Origin of the sequence: Enterococcus sp. DIV2371, assembly GCF_050498525.1 — a bacterium.
In the GTDB taxonomy this organism is placed as follows: Bacteria; Bacillota; Bacilli; order Lactobacillales; family Enterococcaceae; genus Enterococcus_B; species Enterococcus_B mangumiae.
Genome location: NZ_JBIPAJ010000001.1, coordinates 1503407 through 1530204, shown reverse-complemented (window position 1 = coordinate 1530204; position 26798 = coordinate 1503407). Strand labels below are relative to the sequence as shown.

At 41.8% G+C, this 26798-nt stretch carries 27 protein-coding genes; 1 reads left to right on the top strand and 26 read right to left on the bottom strand.

All coding sequences use genetic code 11. The annotated features are described in order from the left end of the window. Nucleotides 1–46: 46 nt before the first annotated feature. The 6 genes from IGL24_RS07130 to IGL24_RS07105 all read right to left on the bottom strand — a co-directional run bounded on the left by IGL24_RS07130 (nucleotide 47) and on the right by IGL24_RS07105 (nucleotide 6094). Complete coding sequence (locus tag IGL24_RS07130) at nucleotides 47–1195, bottom strand: LCP family protein (RefSeq protein WP_206857300.1); 1149 nt, start codon at nucleotides 1193–1195, stop codon at nucleotides 47–49. 114 nt (nucleotides 1196–1309) lie between these two features. Then, nucleotides 1310–2170, bottom strand: coding sequence for a shikimate dehydrogenase (locus IGL24_RS07125; RefSeq protein ID WP_207699656.1), 861 nt, complete (start codon nucleotides 2168–2170; stop codon nucleotides 1310–1312). Between the two features lie 185 nt (nucleotides 2171–2355). Further along, nucleotides 2356–3126 carry an ABC transporter ATP-binding protein gene (locus tag IGL24_RS07120; RefSeq protein WP_206857304.1) on the bottom strand — a complete coding sequence of 257 codons (771 nt, stop codon included), beginning with the start codon at nucleotides 3124–3126 and terminating at the stop codon, nucleotides 2356–2358. A gap of 2 nt (nucleotides 3127–3128) precedes the next feature. Then, entirely contained in the window at nucleotides 3129–4010 is an 882-nt protein-coding gene (locus tag IGL24_RS07115) for an ABC transporter permease (protein ID WP_206857305.1), read from the bottom strand. Further along, complete coding sequence (trpX, locus tag IGL24_RS07110) at nucleotides 4007–5032, bottom strand: tryptophan ABC transporter substrate-binding protein (protein WP_207699655.1); 1026 nt, start codon at nucleotides 5030–5032, stop codon at nucleotides 4007–4009. The genes IGL24_RS07115 and trpX overlap by 4 nt, the downstream gene beginning before the upstream one ends. A 423-nt stretch (nucleotides 5033–5455) precedes the next feature. Beyond that, nucleotides 5456–6094: a hypothetical protein gene (locus IGL24_RS07105; protein ID WP_207699654.1), complete on the bottom strand. Its 639-nt coding sequence runs from the start codon at nucleotides 6092–6094 to the stop codon at nucleotides 5456–5458. 192 nt (nucleotides 6095–6286) lie between these two features. On the opposite strand from IGL24_RS07105, the gene efbA reads away from it, so the two are divergent. Continuing rightward, nucleotides 6287–7987, top strand: coding sequence for a fibronectin-binding protein EfbA (gene efbA, locus IGL24_RS07100; protein WP_207699653.1), 1701 nt, complete (start codon nucleotides 6287–6289; stop codon nucleotides 7985–7987). An 84-nt stretch (nucleotides 7988–8071) separates the two neighbouring features. Here efbA and IGL24_RS07095 read toward each other — a convergent pair whose 3' ends face one another. From IGL24_RS07095 to IGL24_RS07000, 20 genes are all read right to left on the bottom strand, one after another. Further along, nucleotides 8072–9007, bottom strand: a complete 936-nt coding sequence (locus tag IGL24_RS07095; protein ID WP_206857318.1) for an ETX/MTX2 family pore-forming toxin — start codon at nucleotides 9005–9007, stop codon at nucleotides 8072–8074. A gap of 205 nt (nucleotides 9008–9212) precedes the next feature. Further along, complete coding sequence (locus tag IGL24_RS07090; protein ID WP_207115473.1) at nucleotides 9213–10115, bottom strand: LysR family transcriptional regulator; 903 nt, start codon at nucleotides 10113–10115, stop codon at nucleotides 9213–9215. After that, nucleotides 10112–10813, bottom strand: a complete 702-nt coding sequence (locus IGL24_RS07085; protein ID WP_206857320.1) for a carbonic anhydrase family protein — start codon at nucleotides 10811–10813, stop codon at nucleotides 10112–10114. The genes IGL24_RS07090 and IGL24_RS07085 overlap by 4 nt, the downstream gene beginning before the upstream one ends. Before the next feature lie 41 nt (nucleotides 10814–10854). Continuing rightward, nucleotides 10855–11496 carry a YfbR-like 5'-deoxynucleotidase gene (locus IGL24_RS07080; RefSeq protein ID WP_206857321.1) on the bottom strand — a complete coding sequence of 214 codons (642 nt, stop codon included), beginning with the start codon at nucleotides 11494–11496 and terminating at the stop codon, nucleotides 10855–10857. A 202-nt stretch (nucleotides 11497–11698) separates the two neighbouring features. Next, nucleotides 11699–12331 (bottom strand): orotate phosphoribosyltransferase, encoded by a 633-nt coding sequence (pyrE, locus tag IGL24_RS07075; protein WP_207699652.1) that lies wholly within the window; start codon nucleotides 12329–12331, stop codon nucleotides 11699–11701. A gap of 3 nt (nucleotides 12332–12334) precedes the next feature. Beyond that, nucleotides 12335–13045, bottom strand: a complete 711-nt coding sequence (gene pyrF / locus IGL24_RS07070) for an orotidine-5'-phosphate decarboxylase (protein ID WP_207699651.1) — start codon at nucleotides 13043–13045, stop codon at nucleotides 12335–12337. Continuing rightward, nucleotides 13042–13971 carry a dihydroorotate dehydrogenase gene (locus IGL24_RS07065; RefSeq protein ID WP_206857327.1) on the bottom strand — a complete coding sequence of 310 codons (930 nt, stop codon included), beginning with the start codon at nucleotides 13969–13971 and terminating at the stop codon, nucleotides 13042–13044. Before IGL24_RS07065 ends, pyrF begins: the two co-directional genes overlap by 4 nt. Further along, nucleotides 13968–14744 (bottom strand): dihydroorotate dehydrogenase electron transfer subunit, encoded by a 777-nt coding sequence (locus IGL24_RS07060; RefSeq protein WP_207115470.1) that lies wholly within the window; start codon nucleotides 14742–14744, stop codon nucleotides 13968–13970. Before IGL24_RS07060 ends, IGL24_RS07065 begins: the two co-directional genes overlap by 4 nt. A gap of 166 nt (nucleotides 14745–14910) precedes the next feature. Continuing rightward, entirely contained in the window at nucleotides 14911–18096 is a 3186-nt protein-coding gene (gene carB / locus IGL24_RS07055) for a carbamoyl-phosphate synthase large subunit (protein WP_207115469.1), read from the bottom strand. Further along, on the bottom strand, nucleotides 18096–19175 hold the full coding sequence (locus IGL24_RS07050; protein WP_206857337.1) for a carbamoyl phosphate synthase small subunit: 1080 nt from the start codon (nucleotides 19173–19175) through the stop codon (nucleotides 18096–18098). Before IGL24_RS07050 ends, carB begins: the two co-directional genes overlap by 1 nt. A gap of 4 nt (nucleotides 19176–19179) precedes the next feature. Continuing rightward, complete coding sequence (locus IGL24_RS07045) at nucleotides 19180–20460, bottom strand: dihydroorotase (protein ID WP_207699650.1); 1281 nt, start codon at nucleotides 20458–20460, stop codon at nucleotides 19180–19182. Between the two features lie 20 nt (nucleotides 20461–20480). Beyond that, on the bottom strand, nucleotides 20481–21407 hold the full coding sequence (locus IGL24_RS07040; protein ID WP_206857341.1) for an aspartate carbamoyltransferase catalytic subunit: 927 nt from the start codon (nucleotides 21405–21407) through the stop codon (nucleotides 20481–20483). A 12-nt stretch (nucleotides 21408–21419) separates the two neighbouring features. Further along, nucleotides 21420–22703, bottom strand: a complete 1284-nt coding sequence (locus IGL24_RS07035; protein WP_206857342.1) for a solute carrier family 23 protein — start codon at nucleotides 22701–22703, stop codon at nucleotides 21420–21422. 14 nt (nucleotides 22704–22717) lie between these two features. Further along, complete coding sequence (gene pyrR, locus IGL24_RS07030) at nucleotides 22718–23257, bottom strand: bifunctional pyr operon transcriptional regulator/uracil phosphoribosyltransferase PyrR (RefSeq protein WP_206857343.1); 540 nt, start codon at nucleotides 23255–23257, stop codon at nucleotides 22718–22720. Nucleotides 23258–23496: 239 nt separating this feature from the next. Further along, nucleotides 23497–24408, bottom strand: a complete 912-nt coding sequence (locus IGL24_RS07025; RefSeq protein ID WP_206857344.1) for an RluA family pseudouridine synthase — start codon at nucleotides 24406–24408, stop codon at nucleotides 23497–23499. Then, nucleotides 24405–24869: a signal peptidase II gene (gene lspA, locus IGL24_RS07020; protein ID WP_207699649.1), complete on the bottom strand. Its 465-nt coding sequence runs from the start codon at nucleotides 24867–24869 to the stop codon at nucleotides 24405–24407. The genes IGL24_RS07025 and lspA overlap by 4 nt, the downstream gene beginning before the upstream one ends. A gap of 4 nt (nucleotides 24870–24873) precedes the next feature. After that, nucleotides 24874–25572 carry a CBS domain-containing protein gene (locus IGL24_RS07015; protein ID WP_206857347.1) on the bottom strand — a complete coding sequence of 233 codons (699 nt, stop codon included), beginning with the start codon at nucleotides 25570–25572 and terminating at the stop codon, nucleotides 24874–24876. Continuing rightward, nucleotides 25559–25942, bottom strand: a complete 384-nt coding sequence (locus IGL24_RS07010) for a hypothetical protein (RefSeq protein ID WP_206857348.1) — start codon at nucleotides 25940–25942, stop codon at nucleotides 25559–25561. Before IGL24_RS07010 ends, IGL24_RS07015 begins: the two co-directional genes overlap by 14 nt. Nucleotides 25943–26042: 100 nt before the next feature. After that, nucleotides 26043–26528 carry a DUF6773 family protein gene (locus IGL24_RS07005; RefSeq protein ID WP_207699648.1) on the bottom strand — a complete coding sequence of 162 codons (486 nt, stop codon included), beginning with the start codon at nucleotides 26526–26528 and terminating at the stop codon, nucleotides 26043–26045. Continuing rightward, a complete protein-coding gene (locus IGL24_RS07000) occupies nucleotides 26515–26724 on the bottom strand; it encodes a helix-turn-helix domain-containing protein (protein WP_206857350.1) in 210 nt (69 codons plus the stop codon). Before IGL24_RS07000 ends, IGL24_RS07005 begins: the two co-directional genes overlap by 14 nt. Nucleotides 26725–26798 lie beyond the last annotated feature (74 nt).

Genomic DNA, 26798 nt, shown 5'->3' with positions numbered 1-26798 from the left:
TCTAGAAGTAAATGCTTCTAGAAAAGCCTTTAAAAAACATAAACGATCATTCACTTAAAAATTGTTCAATCTTTTCACGGTTCATTTGTTTATCTAAGACGAGGATACTACCCGCGTAATCACTCTGTCCATAACTCCAAGTATTATCTGCTGGAACACTTAAACGATCGATTCCACCAGCACCACGTAAGATAGAAAAACTATTTTTGACTAAAAAAGTCATCGGCACATCTGTGGAAGTATAGCCGATTGCTTTTCCAGCGGCATACGGTGCACGGATTAAGTTCAATGGATTTTTCAGTTGACCAAAAATCGCATCCATCACTTGTTGCTGTCTTCTGACACGACCGAAGTCCCCTTCTTCATCCATACGGAAACGTGCATATTGCAACAGCACGTGACCGTCCATCCGTTGTTTACCTTTGGCGATATCGACACCATCTAGATTCAAGTCTTTTTCAGCGTCGATCGACACACCATTCATGAACATCGCATCGATCACTTTTTCAAATGATTTGAAATCGACTTTCATATAGTATTGACAGTTCAACCCAAAGTTTTCTAATAAAGTCTGGCGAACCAACTCAGCGCCACCGTAGGCATACGCCGCATTGATTTTATTGTCTCCAACACCTGGAATCGTCACGAAGCTATCACGCATGAATGAAATCAATTTTGGTTTGCGGGCTGGCCCATCTAATTGTAGGACCATGATCGTATCTGCTCGCCCTGCGTCTTCGCCCCTTGTATCGCTACCTAAAATCAGGATGTTATGCGCGCCACTTGTTGATTGGGCACCATTGAATGTTTCTGAAGTCGCTGGTTCAAGTGACTGATCATTTTCGGCTACAAACTTCCCAACGAAAAATGAAATCAGCGAAAAGACAAATAAAATCAATAAGATCCCTAAGATGATCTTCCACCAAGAACGTTTTTTACGTGGCTTATTGGATGGTTTCTTTTTAAAGAACCCTTTTTTCTGTGGTTGTTGCCCTGAATGAACGTGTTCTTCGTAAGGTGTTGGTCTTCGAGGGTCACTGGTTCTTTCTTCGTAAGAACCTTCATACGAAGCGTTTGGTTCCTCTCCAAGATCTTCCTGTTTCTTATTGGTGCGTCGCCAAGATAACGGCGATGATTTTTCATTGATTGGTTTTGCTTTTTTATGGATGTTCTTATAACGATCCATCCGACTCATTGTAGTTCCTCCCTTTGTTCAACTCAGTAAAATCATACGATACTTCGTTATAAAAAACAGTAAGGTTAACGTAAATTTAACTAAAAGCTAACGAATCCTCTGAGTATACGCTTATCATTCTTTTGAATCGAGTAAAGGTTGGATCTTTTCAATTGGCATTGTTTGGCCTGTCCATAGTTCAAAAGCGATTGCGCCTTGATATAGTAACATGCCTAAGCCATTTCTGGTCAAACATCCCTGTGCTTTGGCTTCTTTTAAAAAGCGTGTTTCTCTTGGAGAATAAATCAAATCAAACACTGCGATTTTGGGATGGAGCAACTGAGGATCGATCGGTACCATTTCTTTTTTCTCCCCCATGCCCATGTCGGTACCATTGATCAAAAGATCCGTGTCTTCTAGATTTTTTTTCAACTGTTCAGTGTCTGCATAATCCTTGATGGTGATGTGGCAACCTGTTTGTTCGGCAATTTTTTGGAAAGTCGAAGCGACACTCGCAAAAGTTGCGTTCTTTCGTTTATAGATGACGATTTCTTTTGCTTGATCTAACGCTGCTTGAACAACGATTGCTTTTGCTGCACCACCAGCACCTAACATAGTCACTTTTTTATCTTTTATCGCTATTCCTGCTTCATTGACAGAACGCATAAACCCCATACCATCGGTGTTGTAACCTATCAAACGGTTGTCTCGATGCACGATCGTATTGACCGCGCCAATCAACTGCGCTTCTTGACTTAACTCGTCTAAATAAGGAATGACCGCTATTTTATTAGGCATTGAAAGATTGACGCCTAACATGTTGAATGTGCGAATGCTTTCGACTGCCTGCTTGAGATTCGTTTGATCGACTGTGAATGCCAAGTAAATGGCATCGATCGAACGAGCTTGAAAGGCTGTATTGTGCATCAATGGCGATAAGCTATGGGACACGGGAGATGCAAAAATCCCTGCTATTCTTGTTTTTCCTGAAATCATGAAAATCCTCCTACAATACGCTAAAAATGCCGCGTCCATTCGTAGAAACTACGAAAGAACAAGCGGCATCAATCATTTTTTATTAAATCTTGACTTTACAAATTTTGATTGTTATTATACCTGCTACCCACAAGTATAAAGTGAAGGAAACAAACTTGTCAAACACAGATGCATCCGCAAAATAACTAATCGATCACTTCTTCAAAGAAGTGTAGGAGATCATTCATTGATAATGCTTGTTTTTCTTCTTTTGCTAAGTCTTTGACGATCCGTCCTTTTTGTAAGACGATCAATCGATTCCCGTATTTTAACGCATCTTCCATCCGGTGTGTGATCATCAAACAGGTTAACTTTTGCTCAGTGATCCGTTGGTTTGTCAGTTCCATTAATAGCTTAGCTGTTTTTGGATCGAGTGCCGCCGTATGCTCATCAAGTAAAAGCAATTCTGGTGCTTTGATCGTTGCCATCAGTAAGCTTAATGCTTGTCGCTGCCCGCCAGATAATTCGCCAGCAGGGGTGTCTAAATGTTGTTCCAAGCCATTTCCTACTTCTTGACAAAGTTTATAAAAAACTTCTTTTTGATTTTTTAATTGGCGTAAACGAAGTGTTCGTTTTTCGCCGCGCTTTTGTGCTAACAATAGATTTTCTGCCACTGTCATCCGTGGAGCAGTTCCCATTTTCGGATCTTGGAACACCCGTGATAGAAATAAAGCTCGTGCTTCTTCTGACAGCTTAGTGATTGGTTGATCTTTGAAGTACACGCCACCTTGACTTAATTGCAGTGTGCCCGCAATCGTATTGAACAAGGTACTTTTACCTGCGCCATTTCCGCCAAGTACAGTGATAAAATCCCCTTCATTGATGGTCAATTGGATCTCATCCAATAATACTTTTTCTTCGTGCATCCCATTATTGACTACTTTTCTACCATTTTTGATCGTTAAGATTGCTGTCATCATTAGACCTCCTTTTCAAATCCTGTTTTTAATTTCAATGCTTGTTTTACTTGAGGGATCATCAAGCAAGCCGCTAAGATGATCGCTGAGAATAATTTCAAGTAGGTTGTGTCAAAGCCTAATTTGATGACAGCTAAAATCAATAATTGATAAATGATACTTCCGACAACGATCGCTAATAATCGCTCGATCAATGTCAATTCTTGGAAAATCACTTCACCGATGATGATCGAAGCTAAACCGATCACGATCACGCCGATCCCTTTATTGACATCTGCATAGCCATCGTTTTGGGCGATCAATGCGCCTGATAATGCAATCACGCCATTGGATAACGTCAAGCCTAAGATCTTCATACGATCGGTCTTGATCCCTAACGAACGGGCCATTGTTTCGTTATCCCCTGTTGCGATATAACCTTGCCCTAGATCTGTATTAAAGAAGAAAATCAACACGCTGATCAATAGTCCAAGAGATAAGAGTCCTAATAACACAGTATCAAAGTAATTCGGTAAATGAAGTCCGTGAAATACATCCTGTAAAACGGGATGATTCAACAACGAAAGATTCGGTGTGCGCATCACGAACAAGATCACTGAATTCAATCCTGACATCACTAGGATGCCGGCTAAGATGACTGGGATTTTCCCTTTTGTATACAGCAAGCCAGTCACAAGTCCTGCGGCCATTCCTGCTAATACGCCTAAAATCGTCGCAAGTATGGGACTAACACCATGCGTGATTGCTGTCACGCAGACAGCACCACCGAGAGGAAACGAGCCTTCTGTTGTCATATCCGGAAAATCTAAGATCCGGTAAGTCATAAAAATTCCTAAACCTAAGATGGCCCATAACATGCCTTGAGAAATTGCGGATACGATCATTGTTCTTCCTCCTTGATCTCTGTCAGTACTTTTGCGTCTTTTTTGATTGATTCAGGGATCGTGATCCCTAATAATTCTGCTTGTTTTTCATTGACGATGATATCGCCTTTATCGAACACGTACACAGGTGTTGTTGCTGGTTCTTTTCCATTTGCTAAAGCCGCTGCCATTTTACCTGTTTGAACACCTAGATCGTATTGATTGATTCCGATCGTCGCTAATCCTCCTTGTTCGACCATTGTGTCCACTGAAGGAATTACAGGGATATTTGCTTTATTTGCTTCTTTGATGACGGTTTGCATTGCATTGGCAATCGTATTATCTAAAGGTACATAGATAACATCCACCGACTGGCTCATCACTTGGACAGTCTGGGCGATCTCATTCGTAGAAGGAACAGCATATTTTACTGGTGTCAGTCCTTTTGCTTTCGCAGCTTCTTCTGCTTGGCTGACTTGATAGCGAGAATTATCTTCTGAAGAAGCATATAAAATTCCGATTGTTTTTGCCTCCGGTAATAGCTCTGTGGCTAATTGGATCTGTGCTTCAACAGGTGGTTGGTCAGAGACTCCTGTGATGTTTCCACCCGGTGCTTCTAATCTTTGGACTAATCCTGCACCGACAGGATCAGTCACCGCACCTAAGGCGATTGGAATATCTTTGGTCGTGTTTGCTAATGCTTGTGCGGCTGGTGTTGCAATTCCTACGAGCGCATCAGGATTTCCTTGTACCAACTGCTGACTCATCGTTGCCAGTTTACTTTGGTCGGCTTGACCATTTTGGAATTGGATTTCTAAATTTCGTCCTTCTTCCAAGCCTGACTCTTTTAAGCCATCTTTGATACCTCGGTAGATCTCATCTAACGCAGGGTGGCTAACAAACTGTAAAACCCCCACTACTTTTTTATCAGTTGTGCGATTTCCTTCAACTGCTGGTTGATCATTGATTTTTTCATAAACGAACGTTCCGGTCAAGTATATAAGTATAAGTGCGATCACTGCAATCAAGCGTTTATTTTTCATTTTTATTTCCCCTTTTTTATTATGTAATTTTTAAAAATAAATCGGCTGTTTTGTAACTTCGAGCGAATGAACAAAAAAAGACAATCACCGCTTGTACGGTCATTGTCTTTTACCAACAAAAAACCGCATAGATGTCTCTATGCGGTCGTCAAATTCATGTCCAGCATAGATACAAACTTTAGAATCGTACATTGTTGTACTCTAAAAAGTTGTATCTACGAAAAAGTTCGCCCTTGATACAACTTATCTACGCCAGTTACGCCAATTATTTTTATTTTCTGATAAAAATTGTTTTGATAAGTTCATCTTGGACCATCCTTTCCTTCAAGTGTTATCCTAAGTCTAATCGAATTTTATTTATCCGTCAACTGATTTTTTTATTATTTTCTTTTTTGTTATTTTTCACTAAGCTCAACTTATTACTTACTCTGTCGTACTCAACGTGGTACGATCTGTGGATTGTGCCGTTTCTTCCTCATTTGCTAACTCTTTTTCCAGTTGCTTGATATTGATCAATGGTAAACGATTCAGTGCAGGAATCAATGTTCTTTCCAGGTCTTCTTTGTTTTCATCAGAAAGGACTAAACGATTCCTTTCTTCTCCTCTTTCAAAGAAAACGATAGTGATTTCATCTTTGTTGATCCCGTATTGTTGTTCTAATTCTGGCGTGTCATAAACCAACGGATAAAAAAAGATCGTTCGATTCAATTCACTGCTTTGTTGTGGGTCTTCGAAGATATCGATCACTTGTTGGTAAAGCTCTCCTTTTGGCAGACTGAACATCACAGAGACTGCCCGACTGTCAGTGATCTCCTGATGCGCAGATGAAAATGGTAAAGGCTGAAGCTTTTCAGAATCAATCGAAGAATAGATCAACGTATCCACTTGCGCTTCTTTGATTTTACTCGGCAAAAAGAACATCGCAGCCGTCAAAAGTAAGGAACACACTAAAAGAAGTCCGATCCGTCTGAAATATTTTTGAGGATGTTGCTCAAAATCCTCTGATAAATTAGTGTAACTTCTGATGATTTTATCCTTTATCTCTACGATCAATCGCTGCATCCTCTATTCCCCCACGTGTCCTTTATCTAATTATACCTAAAATCAATCGAAAGAACGAAATAAAACACTAGTTTTTCATGGAATTCCTGCATTTTTTCTCTATTTAACGAAAGAAATCATCTGGTCCATTGGTCTTTCCTTTCTTTTTTCGTTATAATAAGTGTACTTATGAATAGAAAAGAGGAATGAATCATGTCCTTTGATGGTGTATTTACCCATGCAATGATCCATGAATTGCGCGAAACACTATTATCTGGTCGAATCTCAAAGATCCACCAGCCTTATGAAAATGAAATCATTTTGGTGATTCGTTCTCGTGGAAAGAACCACCGATTGTTGTTATCTGCTCATCCGAGCTATGCCCGTGTCCAGATCACAGAAATCGATTATCAAAATCCAGAAAATCCGCCAAACTTTGTGATGATGTTACGTAAACATCTTGATGGTGCGATTTTGGAAAGTATCGAACAAATCAAAAATGACCGTGTGATCCACTTTCATTTCTCAAAAAGAGATGAATTAGGTGATTTACAAAATATCGTCTTGATCGTTGAGTTGATGGGTCGCCATAGCACCATCGTCTTAGTGAATCAACAATCCCAAAAGATCTTAGATGCGATCAAACACATCGGCAGCTCACAAAATACGTACCGTTCCTTACTTCCTGGAGTCGAATACGTGGCGCCGCCTGAACAAGCTGTGCTTAATCCTTTTCAAGCAACAAAAGAGCAAGTTTTTGAACGTCTATCAAAAGTCGAGCCAAATGCTAAAGCCTTACAGCAAGTATTCCAAGGACTGGGTCACGACACAGCATTGGAATTGAGCGAACGGATCAACCAGCGCCCAAATGAAAAAATGGCTGTCTGGGAAGAATTCTTTGCGGCTGTTGACCAACCGCTACCTACACACTATGAATTAGGTACAAAAGAATACTTCACACCGTTTGCCTATCAATCGTTTGCAAAACAAGCTGCTTCTATGCAGGAATACCCTACTTTAAGTGCATTGCTAGATGCGTTTTATCAAGAGAAAGCGGAAAAAGATCGTGCCAAACAACAAGGGGGCGAATTGATCCGTAAAATCGAAAATGAATTGAAACGCAATCGCAATAAGTTGAAAAAACGCGAACAGACATTGCTTGACTCTGAAAATGCGGAAGAGTTTCGCCGAAATGGGGAGTTATTGACGACATTCATGACCCAAGTACCCCGTGGTGCGACCGAAGTGACCTTGGCGAACTACTATGAAGAAAACCAGCCTGTCCGTATTGCCCTTGATCCGGCATTGACACCGAATCAAAATGCTCAAAAATACTTTCATCGTTACCAAAAGCTTAAAAATGCGGTCAAATTGATCGGCAAGCAAATCGAAGAAGCAAAAAGTGAAATCGACTACCTTGAATCGGTTCTTTCACAATTGGAGATTGCGGGACCAATGGATATTGAAGTGATCAAAGAAGAACTGTTAGCAGAAGGCTATCTGAAAAAGAAAACAAGTAAAAAGCAAAAAAAAGCAAAACCGTCGCAACCTGACCGCTACATTTCTTCTGACGGCACTGAGATCTTAGTCGGTAAAAACAATCTACAAAATGATCAATTGACGATGAAGACTGCTAGAAAAACCGATCACTGGCTTCATGCGCAAAACATCCCAGGCTCTCACGTGATTATCAAAAGTGACCAACCTTCTGATGAAACCATCACAGAAGCTGCTGAATTGGCTGCTTACTATTCGAAATATCGTCATTCAGCCCAAGTACCTGTGGATCTAGTGCAAGTCAAACATATCCGTAAACCGAATGGCGCAAAACCTGGGTATGTGATTTACGAAAACCAAAAAACGATCATTGTAACACCAGAAGAAGAGAAAATCCAAGCAATGAAAAAGGAATAATTTCCTTTCGTTAAAAAGCCGATCGCCAAGAAGTGATTACTTCTTGGCGATCGGTTTATTTTTTGATGATAAAAATGGCTTGAATTAAAATTGATAGCCTGTCGCAATGATTTCTTTTGTTCCTGTTGTGCGGTCGAAGGCTTCTAAAACAAACCCTGAACCATAATCGACACGATAAGTGCCTCCGCCCATTCTACGACCAGTTACATTGGCGTCAACTCGTCTCCAGTTATTACGGCTTTCAGAGATGTAACGGTTCCAATAGCTATCCGAGAGTACTTGGCGATCACCGACGACCGTCCCTACGCCATATGTATGGATACGTCCAGCAGCATCTTTTTTATATGGGATATCTGCTCGGATCTGTTGCTCTAAATTGACCGTCCCTGTTGCTTCTCCGGTATAGAATACCCAATTGACTTCAACAGTATGACCAGGCCTTACATTGATTGCTTGACCGGGAACCGTCCAATTTTTTTGTACTTCTCGCGTCTGTGAAGTGGTTGAACTAAAGTTGTAATTCAGTTCGACACCCATCGTTGCAGAACCAAACATGGGTACACGGATCTCTGCGCTAGTGGATGTTGCTACTCCAGCGGACTGTGTAGTCGAAGTTGTTGTTGAGTCGATATACGTTTCCGAATATGAAGGTGTCGTAAACGTTTGATCTTGGTTCGTACTATTATGGAAAACACTTGTGTTGACAGTTCTTGAACGCTGTCTAGTGCCCATATCATTATTGACACCTACCGAATATGCTTGACTAGAAACATTTCTTGGATTGTATTCATCCCCAGTAAGTCTTTCATTCACACCAATATCTCCCCATTGATACATTTGATAGGATAAAGCGTACGAAATGGTACTCATCCGATCGATCGTGCTTTGGTTGACCGATTTTAGATATCCTTCTCCGATTGGCGGAAGCGACTCACCGGCTTCTACCATCGGTTCTCCTGTAAATAAGCCTAAACTCGCCGCTCCGACGACACCCAACATCACCTTTGTTACTTTTTTCATTTTCTTACCCCCTTTTTTTCCAATCGTTGAGCGAATATGTTCCTCAAACGATTGGCTACTTTTAGTATGAAACATTTTCTTTGAATCATCTCATTGTGTACATTACTGCAACAATTTTTTATCTGCATATTGATCTGCGTAAAAATAAGCCTGAAAACCAATTATTTGGCATTCAAGCTTACCTTTTGTTCATTTCTATTGGATATTACTTCCTCTGCTCCATCACTCGTTGGATACTTGCGATAAACTTCTTGCCGATCTCACTTAACGGCTGTTTTGCGGAATAAATCACGTAAAGCTCATTCAGAGGACTATCCGCCAATGGGATCAATCGTAAATATTCTTTGATTTCACCAATTACGATACCCGATCCTGAGGCATAGGCGTCTGTCTCTAACACAATATTCATCAATGTGCCTCGATCACTTGTATAAATCACTGATTCTTGTTCAGGGATCTCAATCAAGTCTTCATAAAAATAAGGAAAATTATTGCCATCCTGAGTAAAACGAACTTGCGGAAAAGCAGCGAGTTCTTCAATATTTATTTCTTCTTGTTGCGCAAGTGGATGCCGCTGTCTTAGAAAAATATGTGTTTTAAATGTCCCTAGAGATTGAGCGATCAACTCTCCTTGTTCTAAGTAGCGCTTGATCCCTGTGCGATTATGGTCATTCATATATAAAATCCCTAATTCGCTTTGTTGTTGTTGCACCTCTTCGATCACGTTTGCAGTCGTCGTTTCCATGATACGAAATTGTTTGACTTCTGCTTTGAACGTCTCGATCAGTTGTGCAGTTAGCGGACCTAAGAAATCATAATGCTGGGAAGCAATCGAAAAGCTCTCTCGTTTTTCACTTTTTTGATAATAATTCTCCAATGAATCTAATTGAACTAAGATCCGTTCCGCACGCTTTAAAAAAATCTGTCCTTCTTCTGTTAGATAGGCTCCTCGATTCGTGCGGGTAAATAAATTGATACTCAACTCATTTTCCAATTCTTTGATCGCTGCAGAAAGGCTCGGCTGAGAAACAAATAACTTTTTCGCCGCTTCTCGAAAGCTTCCGTTATTCGCTACTGCAGTGACATATTTCAATTGTTGGATATTCATTTCGTCCCCTTGTAATAATAAATTTTTCGATTCTTCACTGGTTGTAACGGACGATTATTGGGTTGTGCGTATTGTCCTTTGAACGGAATCAAGAAATCTCGATTCAATCGACCAACTTGGTCCATGACGAACCATTGGATCGGACCACTTGTTGGTGGTGTTGTTAAGGAACCAACATAGTGATAATGACTCTTTTGTTCAGGGAAAAAGACAGATGCATCTGTCCAATGCTCATGTGCATCAAGATCCCACTCATCACCATTCTGGCGGTCGTATAACCAGCCTTCTTCTTTTGTTAAATGATACATGACACCAACGACTAAGTTTTCTTGTCGTTCATTGGTGTGTACAAAATGAAATTCGATATCTTCTTGTTTTCCATTGATGATATGTTCTGATGGCATATGAAAATGGATGTCGGTCAAATAGTATGTTTCTTCATTGAAAAGGACATAACTGATTTGATCATATGGCACAAGATGGATCGTATTCTTGAACTCCTTATCCGTGAATCGTTGTTTCTGATAGTGAAAAGAAAGCGTCTCTTTCGTATTACTGCTCTCTTCACATGTTGTCAGAGGAATGGGCGATTGTAATTCAAACTCGGCTCCTTTTGCAAACCAATCACATAATCCTGCCCAATGTTCCGGTCCTCTTTCACCAGAATAACCCCATTCAACATCCATATTCTTCTTCAACTAAAATTCCTCCTGAATCAGTTACCTACACGGCACCTCGACTATTCTTTTTCTTTTTTGACAATGCTTGAAACAGCTGCTAAGAAATCTTCTTTTCCATAGAATTCTTGATTGAGTAATTCTGGAAAAATCTCTTTGAAAAAATATTGAACGGATGGACGATGGTCAAAACCTTTGATCGTTGTGACCGCCTCAATAAACATTTCTTTATAGACTTTCTCCGGATTATTTTTACTGATCTCATCAAATGATTCATACAAAAGATCGATTTTATCTGAAACAGCGAGTAATTCACCTTCGACTGTATCGTCTTTGCCTTCGAACAAACGCCGGCGATAAACGTCTTGTAAAGCTTCAGGGATTTCTTGATTGATAAACTCATCCGTCATCTTTTCTTCGACGGTCTGCAGCATCCCTCTCAACTCTTTACTTGCATATTTCACTGGTGTTTTGATGTCACCGATAAAACGTTCGGTATAATCATGGTTCAAGGCTTTTTCATATAAGAGCTTCCAGTCGATCGTTTGTCCGTGGAGTTCTTCAATGTCACCCAATACTTGTGCAATCGAAGCTACACGATAAGAGTGCGCGGCGACGGTATGTTCCGTGTGTTTGAAAAATCCCGGAGCTCTGGTGATTCTTTCCAAGTTATTTAACCCTAAAATAAATTCATTCAATCCCATAAAGAATCCTCCTCTTTGAGATGACTTTTCCGATAATCTTATCATTAAATAACTGGAATTCGCAAATTTTCAGCTTATTATCTTAACAATTTTTCATGTGCAAAAGAATAGTTGTCGCTATGTATCATCAGGTTTTCACTATATCTTAAATAGAAAAAGGGCTGAAACAACATCTGTTTTTCCGCCCTTTTTAATCTGATCTCTAAGCTGTTGCCCAGTTCTCAGGATCTTTTTTCCATTCTTTCAACAAAGCAAGCTCTTCTTCGTTGATTGTTTTATTTTCTAATGCAAATTCGATCAATACAGAATAATTCGTCAAGGTGATCAATGGTAGACCCGCTTGTTCAAAGTTCGCTATTCCTTTTGGCAACTCATACGTAAAGATTGCTGCAACACCTAAAACGTCCGCACCTTCTCTTTTAGCTGCTTCAGCCGCTTCTAACACACTTCCGCCTGTTGAGATCAAATCTTCGATGACGACCATTTTTTGACCTTCAAAGATACGCCCTTCGATTTGATTCCCTTTACCGTGTGCTTTCGCTTTACTGCGAATATACACCATCGGTAAGTCTAGGATTTCTGCTACCCAAGCGGCATGAGGAATACCAGCAGTTGCTGTACCGGCGATCACTTCAACATCTGGGAATTCTTGTTTGATTTTTTCAGCTAATCCTTGAGCGATTTCTTTTCTGACTTTGGGATAGCTCATCGTAATACGGTTATCGCAATAGATCGGGCTTTTGATTCCACTTGCCCAAGTGAAAGGTTGGCTTGGACTTAAGAAAACAGCTTCGATTTCTAGCAAGTCTTTAGCAATAGTTTGTTCAATGTTCATAGATTAACGACTCCATTCTGCTTTGATTGTTTGGTACGCTTGGTAAGGATCTTCTGCTTGTGTGATTGGTCGTCCAACAACGATGAAGGTCGAACCGATTTCTTTTGCCCACGCTGGTGTCACGATCCTTGTTTGGTCGCCTGCGACTGTTCCCTCTGGACGAATACCAGGTGTCAAACAAACAAATTCTTCCCCCGCTTTTTCTTTGATCGATGAGACTTCTAAAGCAGAAGAAACGACACCGTCTAACCCTGCTGCTTTGGCACAAGCGGCATAGTGGATCACACTTTGCTCCAATGGTACTTCGATCAGTTGGTCATGATGCATTTCTTCTTCGCTCGTTGAAGTCAGCTGAGTGATTGCTAAGAGTAAAGGACGTTTCTTTCCTTCTGGTGTGCCATCAGTCAATCCACGCATGGCTGCTTCCATCATACGGATTCCGCCAGCCGCATGCACACAGGTAATATCTACACCTAATTTTGCCAAACCGCCCATGGCTTTTTCGACAGTATTCGGAATGTCATGCAATTTCAAATCTAAGAAAACATCGTGACCGGCATCTTTTAGCCAGCGGACAATGATTGGTCCTTCTTGGTAAAAGAGTTCCATGCCGATCTTAACAAATAACTTTTCGTCTTCTGGGAAACGTTGCATAAATGTTTCTACTTCTTCCCATGATGAAAAATCTAAAGCAATAATTGGTCGTTGATTCATTGATTTCTACCTTCTCTCACTTCTTTGATCAGTTGCTCTAAAGACTCGATGCCTAATTCATTCATTCGTTCGGGTAACTCAGCGATCAGTTTCGGACAAATGTAAGGATCCGTAAAGTTCGCCGTTCCGACAGCGACTGCGCTAGCACCTGCCATATACATTTCTAGTACATCATCCACGGTTTGCACTCCGCCCATCCCGATGATCGGTAGATTGGAGACACCCGCAACTTGGTGGATCAAGCGGATCGCTACTGGTTTGATTGCCGGTCCTGAAAGACCGCCTGTTTGATTGGCAAGGATCGGTTTTCTTGTTTTCAGATCAATACGCATTCCTAATAAGGTATTGATCATCGTGAAACCATCCGCACCGCCTGCCTCGATGGCTTGCGCCACTGGAATGATATCCGTGACATTCGGTGACAACTTGACATAGACAGGTACGTTCGCTACCTTTTTCACCGATTGGGTCAACTGGAAAGCAACGTCTGGATCGGTACCAAAAGCAATCCCTCCGTGTTTGACATTCGGACATGAGATATTTAATTCGATGGCGTGGACATTCGGAGCATCTCCGATTTTGCCACAGACTTCGACATAATCTTCTTCGCAAGCACCTGCCACATTCGCAATGATCGGCAAATCTTTGTACACAGCTAATTCAGGTAACGTTTTGTCTAAGACTACTTCCATCCCAGGATTTTGTAACCCGATCGCATTAAGCATGCCAGAAGGCGTTTCGGCTACACGTGGTGTAGGATTTCCAAAGCGGGCTTTAGGGGTTGTCGCCTTGATCATGATCGCACCTAGCTGATTCAGATCATAATATTTTCCGTATTCTTTTCCAAAGCCGAAGCAGCCACTTGCTGGCATGATTGGATTCTTTAAGTTCAATCCCGGAAGATTGACGGCTAAACGATTACTCATAAAATCACCTCTCCTGCTTGGAAAATCGGTCCTTCATCACAGACTTTCAAGCTTTTCGTTCCTGTTTCATCACCTGGGACATGGCAGACACAAGCGTAACATGCGCCAACGCCACATGCCATGCGAGACTCTAATGACAATTGGACATTCGGATGACCTGCAAAAAGCTGTTCCACTGTCTTTAGTAACCCGTTTGAACCGCACGCAAAAACGGCTGTCGGCTTTTCTTTTGTCGCAAGTAAAAGATTCCCAACATTGCCATGGATCCCATAGGTGCCATCATCGGTTGCGATCCTCGTATCGCCCAACTCTAGGAATTCCTCTTCGTAATACATCACTTCTTGTGAGGCAAATCCTAAGAAGTGAATCGTTTTGACGCCTAGTTGTTTCAATTGCTTCGATAATTCGTAGAGGGGCGGAACACCGATCCCTCCACCAACGATGAACACTTCATCTTCTTCCTTCAATCCAGAAAGATCGAAGCCATTTCCTAATGGCCCCAAGACATCTAAAGAATCGCCAGCAGTCAACGCTGTGAAATGCTTTGTTCCGTCACCTTCAACACGGTAGATGATACGACAAGTTTGTTGTGATTGATCGATCTGGTTGATACTGATTGGTCGGCGCAACAACAAATCTGCTCGGGGTACCCGAATATGAAGGAATTGTCCAGGTTGTTTCATTTCTTTGACCAACTCACCTGTTAGTGTCATTTCATAGATTCGTGGTGCTAGTTGCCGCTGTTGAACGATTTTCATTACTTCTTGCTTCATCTCTACACTCCTATTTTTGGGACTTTCCGCTATTTCGTTATACTGCTAACTACTTCTTTTTGTGGGTCGTGTCATCAAACATCAGTTCCAAGCCACCACAGGGACTAACTAGAAAAAAATCTTTTTTCATTTATTTATTGGAGGGCAAATTGCCCTCCTCTTGTATTTAGATTGCTTGTGTTGAAAAGGCGCGTGATTCCATCACACGAACGATTGCATCCGCCGTATCAAGTGAAGTGAACAATGGCGTGCCATGCTCAACTGCTTCGCGTCGAATGATAAAGCCGTCTTTTGAAGCATTTCCTCGGTCTTTATCGATCGTATTGACGACCACTTGTGCTTTGCCTTCTCGGATCAGGTCAACCACGTTTTTCTCTGTTGCTTCTTCGGAGATCTTAGCGACTGGCGTTACTACAAGACCATGTTTCTCAAAGAATGCCGCGGTATTTTTTGTTGCTAGCAAGCTATAGCCGATTTCTGCAAAGCGTTTCGCTAAGCCTAATGCTTCTTCTTTAGTTTCATCGGCGATCGTGAACAAGACAGCGCCATAATCAGGCAAACGTAAGCCAGAAGCTTCAAACGCTTTGTACAACGCTTTGTCTAGGTTTTGATCTGAACCCATGACTTCTCCTGTTGATTTCATTTCAGGTCCAAGATATGTGTCAACTTTGTGCAGCTTAGTAAATGAAAAGACCGGTGCTTTGACATGGACGTTTGCTGTTTCTGGATATAAGCCATCTTCATAGCCTAAATCTTTTAATTTTTCGCCTAAGATCGCCTTCGTTGCGATCTGCGCCATTGGGATATTCGTGACTTTGCTCAAGAAAGGAACCGTACGACTTGCGCGCGGATTCACTTCGATCACGTATACTTGATTTTCATGGATCACGAATTGGATGTTCATCATCCCGACACAATTCAAGCCACGTGCTAAACGAATCGTATAATCTTCGATCGTTTGCTTGATTTCGTCAGAAAGAGCTTGCGGCGGATAAACTGCCATCGAGTCTCCTGAATGGACACCCGCACGTTCGATGTGTTCCATGATTCCTGGGATCAAGACTGTTTCCCCATCACAGATCGCATCGACTTCGCACTCACTACCGATCAAATAGCGATCGACTAACACTGGATGTTCTGGTGAAGCTTTCACCGCATTCTCCATATAGTCTTCTAAGTCACGTTGGTTTTCGACGATCTCCATCGCACGTCCGCCTAAAACATAGCTTGGACGGACTAACACTGGATAACCGATTTTATTTGCGACAGCAACTGCTTCTTCTTTGCTTGTTGCGGTATCCCCTAGTGGTTGAGGAACGCCTAATTCTTGTAAAGCTTGTTCGAATAAGTCACGGTTTTCTGCACGATCAAGGTCTTCGATCGTTGTTCCTAAGATTTTTACGCCTGCTTTTGCTAAAGGTTCAGCGAGATTGATGGCCGTTTGTCCACCAAATTGGACAATGACACCGATCGGCTGCTCTAATTCGATGACATTCATGACATCTTCAAAAGTTAACGGCTCAAAGTAAAGTTTATCAGAAATCGAGAAATCTGTCGAAACGGTTTCAGGATTACTATTCATAATGATTGCTTCATAGCCTGCTTGTTGGATCGCTTTGACGGAGTGGACAGTCGCATAGTCAAATTCGACCCCTTGTCCGATGCGGATCGGGCCAGAGCCTAGGACTAACACAGATGGTTTTTCTGAACGATGACTTTCGTTTTCGATTTCATATGTGCTATAGAAATAAGGCGTATGCGATTCAAATTCTGCTGCACAAGTATCGACCATTTTGTATACTGGTTGGATACTGTTTTCTGTACGAAGTTGGCGAATCGCATCAGGTGTCGTTTTCCACATTTCAGCGATTTTTCGATCAGTAAACCCATTTTGTTTCACAAAATGAAGTAGGTCCAATTGATTTGGATTTTCGGAAAGCTCCTTTTCAAGCTCAATGATATGCAATAATTTGTCTAAGAAGAACAAATCGATTTTCGTCAAGTCTGCTAATTCTTGGATTGGGTAGCCGCGACGGATTGCTTCGGCTAAGTAGAATAACCGATCATCTTGCGCACGAACGATTTTCTCCATTAAAAGTTCTTCACTGACTTCTTTCAATTCAGGCAATTCAAGGTGGTGCGCACCGATTTCTAATGAGCGGACTGCTTTAAGTAAAGATTCTTCGATGTTACGACCGATCGCCATGACTTCTCCTGTCGCCTTCATCTGTGTGCCTAAAACACGTTCCCCGTTTTCAAATTTATCAAACGGCCAGCGTGGGATTTTTGCTACCACATAGTCCAATGCTGGTTCAAATTCAGCGTAAGTTGTTCCTGTGACTGGATTTTTCATTTCATCCAATGTCAAACCTAATGCGATTTTAGCGGCTAGTTTCGCAATTGGATAACCGGTCGCTTTACTTGCTAAGGCAGAGGAGCGTGAAACACGAGGATTCACTTCGATGACATAGTAGTTGAAGCTATGAGGATCAAGTGCTAATTGAACGTTACAACCACCTTCGATTTTCAATGCGCGAATGATCGACAGTGACGCATCTCTTAACATCTGGTATTCATGGTCTGCTAAGGTTTGACTTGGAGCAAAAACGATCGAATCTCCTGTATGGATACCAACTGGATCGAAGTTTTCCATGTTACAAACAACAATTGCATTGTCTGCCGAGTCACGCATCACTTCGTATTCGATTTCTTTGAAACCTGCAATACTGCGCTCGATCAAACATTGTGTCACTGGGGATAAACTCAAGCCATTTTCCGCGATTTGACGCAACTCTGCTTCGTTATCACACATCCCACCGCCAGTACCGCCTAATGTGAAGGCTGGTCGTACGATGATTGGATAACCGATTTTGTTGGCAAAAGTCACTGCTTCTTCCACCGTCGTCACGATTTCTGATTCGGGGATCGGTTGATCCAACTCTTCCATCAACTTTTTGAACAAGTCGCGATCTTCTGCTTGGTCGATCGCACTTAATTTCGTCCCTAATAATTCGATCCCTAATTCGTCTAAGATTCCTGACTCAGCTAATTCCATCGCCATATTCAGACCTGTTTGCCCACCTAAAGTTGGTAAGATCGCATCCGGACGTTCTTTTCGTAGAATGCGTGAAACAAATTCTAATGTGATCGGCTCAAGGTATACTTGATCAGCAATTTCTTTATCGGTCATGATCGTTGCTGGATTAGAATTGACTAAAACGACCTCATAGCCTTCTTCCTTTAAAGCAAGACAAGCCTGTGTGCCTGCGTAGTCAAACTCTGCAGCTTGACCAATGATGATCGGACCAGAGCCGATCACCATGATTTTGTTGATATCTGTGCGTTTTGGCATTAGAATTGCTCCTTTCCAGCATCCATCATTTCCATAAATTCATCGAACAAATGTAGCGCATCATGCGGCCCAGGAGCAGCATCCGGATGGAATTGGACACTGAACGCTGGATAGCGACGATGTCTAACCCCTTCAACAGTGCCATCATTGACTTCCACATGTGTGACTAGTAAGTGTTCTGGATCGATCGTTTGTTCATCGACCGCATAGCCATGATTTTGGGAGGTGAAATCGATTCTTCCAGTAGCTACCTCACGAACAGGATGGTTCAACCCGCGGTGTCCAAATTTCATCTTGTAAGTGTCAGCGCCATTTGCTAGGGCAAACAGTTGATGGCCTAAACAGATGCCAAAAATCGGAATCTTTCCTTGGATTTGTCGGATCATTTCAATGGCTTCTGGTACATCTTTCGGATCACCAGGGCCGTTCGTCAACATGACACCGTCTGGCGATAATGAAAGGATCGTTTCCGCATCCGTATTATATGGTAACACGGTCAAGTTACAGTCACGCTTACTCAATTCACGTAAAATACTGTGCTTCAACCCGAAATCAATGACTGCTACATTTCTGCCTGTTCCTGGACTAGGGTATGGTTTGTTTGTTGAAACTTGTTGTACTTGGTTTGTTGCCAAGACGGTTGCTTTTAGTTGGTCGTAAGCATGTTCAAATGAATCACCTGCATCCACGATACTTGCTTTCATTGTACCGACTTCACGGATCTTACGTGTCAATGCCCGTGTATCGATACCTGAGATACCAGGGATTCCCTTTTGTTTCAAGAATTCGTCTAATGTCATTTGATTGCGCCAGTTAGATGCCACACGTGCATGTTCTTTGACGACTACCCCTTTACACGTTGGTGCAATTGATTCGTAATCATCACGATTGACGCCGTAGTTTCCTACCATCGGATAAGTAAATGTGATGATTTGACCGTTAAAACTTTGGTCTGTGATCGTTTCTTGATACCCTGTCATACTTGTAGTAAAGACGATTTCTCCAAACACATTGCCTGTCGCGCCAAATGATTTTCCTTTAAATACTGTGCCATCTTCTAAAATCAGCAACCGTTCCATCCAGTTATTCCCCCTTATGCCAAACAAGTTTCCCGTCGACAAATGTCATTAATGTTTCTCCTTTGATCTCCCAACCAACAAAAGGTGTGTTTTCGCCTTTTGATAGGAAATCTTCTTTGTCGATCACTGCTGTATGCGCGATGTCATACACTGCCAAGTCTGCTGGCGCACCGATCGTTAACGTGCCCACTTCTAACCCGAAAATTTCAGCTGGTTTGACTGCCATCCAATCGATGACTTGCTCTAGCGTGAATTTTCCTGTTTCAACAAAATGGGTATACACTAATTGGAAAGCTGTTTCACTTCCAACGATCCCAAATGGTGATTGTAAGAAACTTTGACTTTTCTCTTCTAAGCCATGCGGTGCATGATCAGTTGCGATACAATCGATCGTGCCATCAAGCAATCCTTCGATCAGTGCTTCACGATCGGCTTTTCCTCTCAACGGCGGATTCATTTTCCAGAAGCCAAAATCTTCTGGAATATCTTCATCGATCAAGATCAGATGATGAGGAGAAACTTCTGCGGTAACGTGGATACCAGCTTTCTTAGCGTCACGGATCACTCGCACACTTTCTTTTGTTGATACATGGCAGACATGATAATGAACACCTGTCGCTTCTGCTAACAGAAGGTCACGCGCAATCTGTGAAGATTCAGTCACACTCAAAATACCTGGTAGTCCTAACTCTTCCGCTTTTTCTCCCGCATGCATCACACCGCCAAATAATAATGACTCGTCTTCCGTATGAGCAACGAGCGCTTTCTTGTTTTTTGCTGCTTCTTTCATTGCTAAGTACATCGTGCCAGCTGTTTGGACACCCACACCATCATTGGTGAATGCAAATGCGCCCTCGTTGATCAAGGCTTTTTGATCAACTAATTCTTCACTTCGTAGATTTTCAGTGATCGGTGCATATTGTAAGACTTTCACCACTGCATCACGTTTGATGATGTCGTAGATATTTTTTAATTTTTCAGGAGTATCTGGAACTGGGTCCAGATTTGGCATCGCACAAACAGTAGTAAAGCCACCACGTGCTGCGGCTTTCGTTCCTGCTTCGATCGTTTCTTTATAAGTAAATCCAGGTTCTCTCAAATGGACATGTACATCGACTAAACCAGGAGTGATCAGTTGTCCTTGTGCATCAAACACTTCATCAAATTCGGTCTCAGGAAAACCTGTGCCGATTGCTTTGATCTTTCCTTCTTCGATCCAAATTTCTGCTGGGATTGTTTCATTTCTTTTTGTGTTGATTTGACCGTTTTTAATGAGTGTTTTCATGTTTCTTCCTCCTCTTATGTTTAAGCTTTTCCACTTAATACAGCTTCTAAGATCGCCATTCGTACAAATACACCGTTGCTCATTTGTTGTACGATCCGTGATTGTAATCCTTCCACTAATGAATCTGCCAGTTCGACATCGCGATTTACTGGAGCTGGGTGCATGATGATTGCATGCTTTTGCATTTTCTTCGCGCGTTCTACCGTCAATCCGTATTCTTGGTGATAACCTTCTTTTGAAAAACTTTCTTTTCCATCATGACGCTCATGTTGTACACGCAACATCATCATGACATCGACTTGATCGAGTAATTCATCTAGCGGTAGATAGTGACCGTAAACTTCAAATTCGTCGTCATACCATTCTCTTGGTCCAGAGAAGAAAACTTGGGCACCAAGACGTTTCAACATTTGCATGTTTGATTTTGCGACACGAGAATGTGTGATGTCGCCGACGATCGCAATTTTCAACCCGTCGAAATGTCCAAATTCTTCATAGATCGTCATCAAATCAAGTAAGCACTGTGTTGGGTGTTGTCCGCTGCCGTCACCACCATTGATAATCGAGCATTGGATCGTTTTACTTTGGATCAGTTCATCGTAGTAGTTCTCGTCTCCATGACGGATCACAGCTACATCTACACCAAGTGCAGACATCGTTAAAACAGTATCGTATAATGTTTCGCCTTTTGTGACCGAGCTTGTACTTGCTTCAAACTCGATTACTTCAAGCCCAAGTTTCTTTTCTGCTACGTCAAAGCTTTTATGGGTTCTCGTGCTGTTTTCAAAGAACAGATTCGTGGCAAAATACTGAGGTTTTTGCGGTGTCCAGTTAGCTCCTTGCTTAAATTCTTGCCCACGACGAATCAACCCCATTACTTCTTGGTCCGTCAATGCTTCTACCGTTAATAAGTGTTTTAAACTGATGCGTTCTGATTTGATGATCATGCGATGTCCTCCTTAATTTTCTTCGCTTCGTGAAGTTTCTGGTAAGATAAGATTCAAAATAATTCCTAAGACTGTTGCGAGTGCCATTGCAGATAAGGTGAATGTTCCTACTTCAAGGACTAATCCCCCGATACCTACGACTAAGATAACTGAAGCAATCAATAGATTTTTCTTTTTGTCAAAATCGATTTTGTTTTCGACTAAGATTTTCATTCCGCTTGCGGCGATTACACCGAACAAGATGAAACTGATACCTGAAATAACAGGGCCAGGGATACTTAAAATCAGAGCGCTTAGTTTGCCAACGAAGCCAAGAACGACTGCGAAGACCGCTGCGCCTCCGATGACGAACACACTGTGTACGCGTGTGATTGCCAAGACACCGATATTTTCACCATAACTTGTCACTGGAGGTCCTCCGACAAAAGCGGCAACTAATTGCGCCAACCCGTCCCCTGTCAATGTGCGATGCAATCCTGGGTCTTCGAAGAAATTCCGTCTAGTCAATTTGTTCAAGACCATCAAGTGCCCGATATGTTCGGTCATCGTGACAAAAGCGATCGGTGCCATGGTAGTGATTGCTCCGATATAAAGCTTTGGTTGATACTGTACAAATGGAATCTCAAAGTTCGGTAGTGCGAACCACGGTGCGTCAATGATCGGTTGTGTGTCGACGATCCCAAAGAGCAGAGCGACGATGTAACCTGAAACGATCCCTAACAAGATCGGTAATAATCCTAAGAAACCACGTAGGAACATGTTGAAGAAAATCGTCAATCCTAAAGTGATCAGAGCAACTAGCAGATATTTGAAATCATAGTTGTCTTGATTGAACATCGCGTTGTTTGCTGCATTTGCGGCTAAACCTAATCCGATCACCATAATGACTGGTCCCACGACGATTGGCGGTAAGATCTTGTCCAACCAAGCTGAACCGATTTTTTTGATGATCCAAGCAACGATCAGATAGACCAGAGCGGTTGTCATCGCCCCTTGTGCGATTGCTGGAAAGCCATCTGTTTTCATCAGCATTTGCATCGCTGCGATAAATGCAAAGCTGCTTCCTAAATATGCTGGGATCTTTCCTTTTGTCGTGATCAGATAAACCAGTGTACCTAACCCTGAGCTGACCAAGGCGATCCCTGGGTCGATCCCGACTAAGATCGGTACTAATACGGTTGCGCCAAACATCGTGAACAGATGCTGTAAACTCAATCCGACCCAGTGTCCAATGGTTGGTCGATCATGGATATCTAATACCACGCTATCGTTGTGAAACTTTTTTTCTTCTGACATATTGCCTTACCCCTCTACTTTTCCTCTTTTAAGATCATGATGCGATCTTGTCCATCTAATTCTTGCATCTCAACTAAGATTTCTTCTTTTTTGGCAGTTGGGATGTTCTTCCCTACATAATCTGCGCGGATCGGTAATTCGCGGTGTCCTCGATCAACGAGTACTGCTAATGAGATTTTTCTTGGACGACCAAAGTCCATGACCGCATCCATTGCCGCACGGATCGTGCGTCCTGTGTAGAGTACGTCGTCGATCAAGATGACTTCTTTTCCTTCTAGGTTGACCGGAATATCTGACGAATGTAATTCTGGTTCTTGGGCGATTTCTTTTTTATCATCTCGGTACAAGGTAATATCAAGTTCTCCCACAGGTACTTCAATGTTTTCTAGTTGTTTCAACCGTTCGGCGATTCGAGCAGCAATATAGATCCCTCTCGTTTTGATACCGACTAAAACGATCTCCTCAATGCTTTGGTTTCTTTCAATGATTTCATAGGTGATACGCGTAAGAGCTCGTTTCATCGTTACTTGATCCACTACTTCTTTAGCTTGCATCTTTTTCCCTCCAATTTTTTACACAAAAAAACTCCTGCCCTAAGAGGACAGGAGGAATGTTTTAGACTGAGTGTATACTGCTACACTGATCGCTTTGAGTATGCGACGTCATTGAGTAAGTCTCGCTATGGCGCACCACAGGTCTTCTTACTCACACCCTTCTTAGCCTCACGGGACTAAACTTAAAGGACTTCTATTAAGTTTTTCTTTTATTGGTTATAACTATACCGTTAAGTGTTTTAAAAAGCAACATCTTTTCTCAACTTCTCTAAAGTTTTTTCAAAAACTTCTGGCAGTGGGGCTTCAAACACTAGATTTTCTTTTGTTACAGGATGTGTAAAACCTAACAGCTTAGCATGTAGGAACTGTCCATTTCCCTTCAACGTTTTCTTCGGTCCATAGACAGGGTCTCCTGCTAATGGATAACCGATGTACTTCATGTGGACACGGATCTGATGCGTACGACCAGTTTCCAGTTGTAATTCCACTAACGTAAAGTTTTCAAAACGTTCTAAAACAGTAAAATGAGTGACAGCGGGTTTTCCGTCTTCACGGATGGCTTGCATTTTTCGATCGACTTTGGAACGACCGATCGGTGCATTGATCGTTCCTTTCTCGTGAGGAATGACACCATGAACTAAAGCAACGTATTTTCTAAGAGAAGTTTTATCTTTTAATTGTTGTGCTAGAGATTCATGGGCTTGATCATTTTTAGCGATCATCAATAAGCCAGAAGTATCTTTATCGATACGATGAACGATACCGGGTCTAATCACTCCATTGATCGATGACAGACTTTTCATGTGATACATCAATGCGTTGACAAGTGTGCCGTGCGTATGCCCCGCCGAAGGATGAACGACCATTCCTTGTGGTTTATTGACGACAGCAACATCATCATCTTCATAGACGATCTCAATCGGTAAATCTTCAGCCAAGATTTCAAGCTCTTCAGGCTCTGGTACTTCCACGACGATCTCATCAGCCGATTTTACTTTATAATTTGCTTTGACAGGTTCACCATTTACAGCTACCGCACCGTCTTTTAACCATTGTTGGACTTGCGAACGACTGTAATCAGCAAATAAATTCGTGAGGACTTTGTCGATCCGTCCTGTTTCTTGTTGGATAGTTGCTTTTAATTGTGTCATTTTTTTCGTTGTTCCTTTTCATCTAAAATAATGTAAATCAATACGCAGATCACGCCGATCACCAATGAAACATCGGCTACGTTGAAAATCGGGAAATTCATGAAATCAGTTTGGAACATGTCGACCACATACCCTAAGCGGACACGATCGATAAAGTTGCCGATTGCGCCAGCTAGGATCAATGTCAGACCGACCATGAACCAACGGCTCCCATTGTTACGGTTTTTGATCATCAACGTCAAGACCACGACAACGGCAACGATCGTCACGACAGTAAAGAACCACATTTTTCCTTCTAACAAACTCCATGCTGCGCCAAAATTACGAATATGATTCAGCGATAAGATGCCAGGAATCACGGACTTTGTTTCGCCTAAAGCAAAGTTCTCGACGATCAACCATTTTACCCATTGATCCAAACCGACGATCAATGCACTTATAATCCAATATATCACTAACAAATAATCATTCCTTTTCTACTTCATGATAAATATCTCTCGGGCGAATGATCCCCAACAAGTTTCCGTTAGGGTCACCATTTTTGGTGATCAGCACGGCTTCGAGTGTTCCTTGCTCACCAAACATTCTTTCTACTTCAGCAATCGTTGTCTGGGCTGAGACAAAGTGGTAATTGGTGTATTTACCATCTTGTATGATCAGATCTGCGGCAGTTTTTCCTTGTAGATCGATCACACCTTGATGACTTTCTTTTGCCAACCAAAAGCCTAACATCCGCAAAGTGACTAAGCCCTTGAACGTTCCTTTGTGATAAAGCGGAAATTGAGAATAGCGCTTTTGTGCCACTGTCTCCAACAAACGAGGCAACGGGATATCCCATTCAAAACCAGTCACATGCTTTGCGAAACGTGGCAACACGGTTTCAGGACGAATCAGTTCTTGCTCGATTTTCTGGATGCGATTTGTCGCCCAGTCATTGGGTTCAGCAATAATGAAGTCTACCGCGATGCGGTCATGCACGATCGCATTACGCAATTGCGCCAATTGTAAGAGGTCATCTTCGTATTTACGCACACTTTGATGTTGTTTTTGTGCTAACCGTCGAACGAGTTCGGTAAATCCCATGTTTCGTGGATTCCCCATCTCTTCTTGGAGCCATTTTTCGATTCGATTAAAGCTGCTTAAAAAAAGATCAGAATTCTTCATCAACAGTCTCCTTGATTGTATATGCTTTATTTTTGATGAACAAAAAGAAGCCGATCATCATGAATACGATCATGACACTATAGCCTATATTCTGGAAAAATACCGCACTGATCCCTGAGAATAAAAAAAGGAAAGGATAGAGTTGTATCAACAGAATATTCATGGTGATCGTATATCCTTTCTTTGGCTCAGTAATAACGTACTTAGGACTTTTCAGCCAAAAAAAGGAAGCTTGCATCGTAAATGGGGATTGGACAGTCACTTTAGTTGACTGATTATGAGACAAACTGATTTTTCGGTCGTCGATACGCAAGGTGATCGGACTACCCATTCCGTAAAAACCAGTATTTCTAGTGAATTTTACTTCCATTTTTGCTCCTCCTATTATGCGGTAGTCTCTCTTAAAATACAAGCGGAATCTGTAGGACCAACGAGTGTTAGGTAAAAACATTTGTTAGCTTTGTCGTGGCTCATTCCAGATCATCATCGATCTTATTTTCTAACCTTTTCTGACTCAAGCGATTGACAGAAAAAACAACAAACAATAATCCAGCCATAAAAATGACCGATGATAAAAAGGTAATCCCTACTACAGCTAACAAGTGAGGATCTAGGTAGCCAGAGTAAAGATGTTGATATAAGGAATAGTTTCTGATACCGGTCACTAAAGCAACAAGGAGACTCCCACCAACAATCGATACGGCTTGTAATATTTTAGCATGTTTCGAAGTATCGATGATCTCATGTCCGATCAATGCCCCACGAATCAATAAATAAAGGACTGCGGCTCCTAAGATAAGAAACTCGGCAAGAGAATCAGACACAGGCAGATCCAACAGATAACTCTTTACAAATAAAGAGATACCTAATAGCACTAATAGCAGTAAAAAGGCTTCACTTTGTATTTTATTATTTATTTGGATGATACGCTCATCTTTAGGCTTATTCTTTTTCATCTTGATCCTCCCAAAATAGTTCATCTAGTGTTTGATTCAATTCATGGCAGATCGCCAGACATAGCTTAAGCGTAGGATTGTACTTTCCCGCTTCGATCAACCCGATTGTTTGACGTGTGACACCCACACGCTGGGCTAACTCTTCTTGGCTCAATTCACTTGCTAAACGTGCCAATTTCATTCGAATATTTTTCACGTTGATGGCTACCCTCCATTCTCAGCTCTTATCGATAGTGTAAACTATAAATTGCTTTATGTAAAATATATATT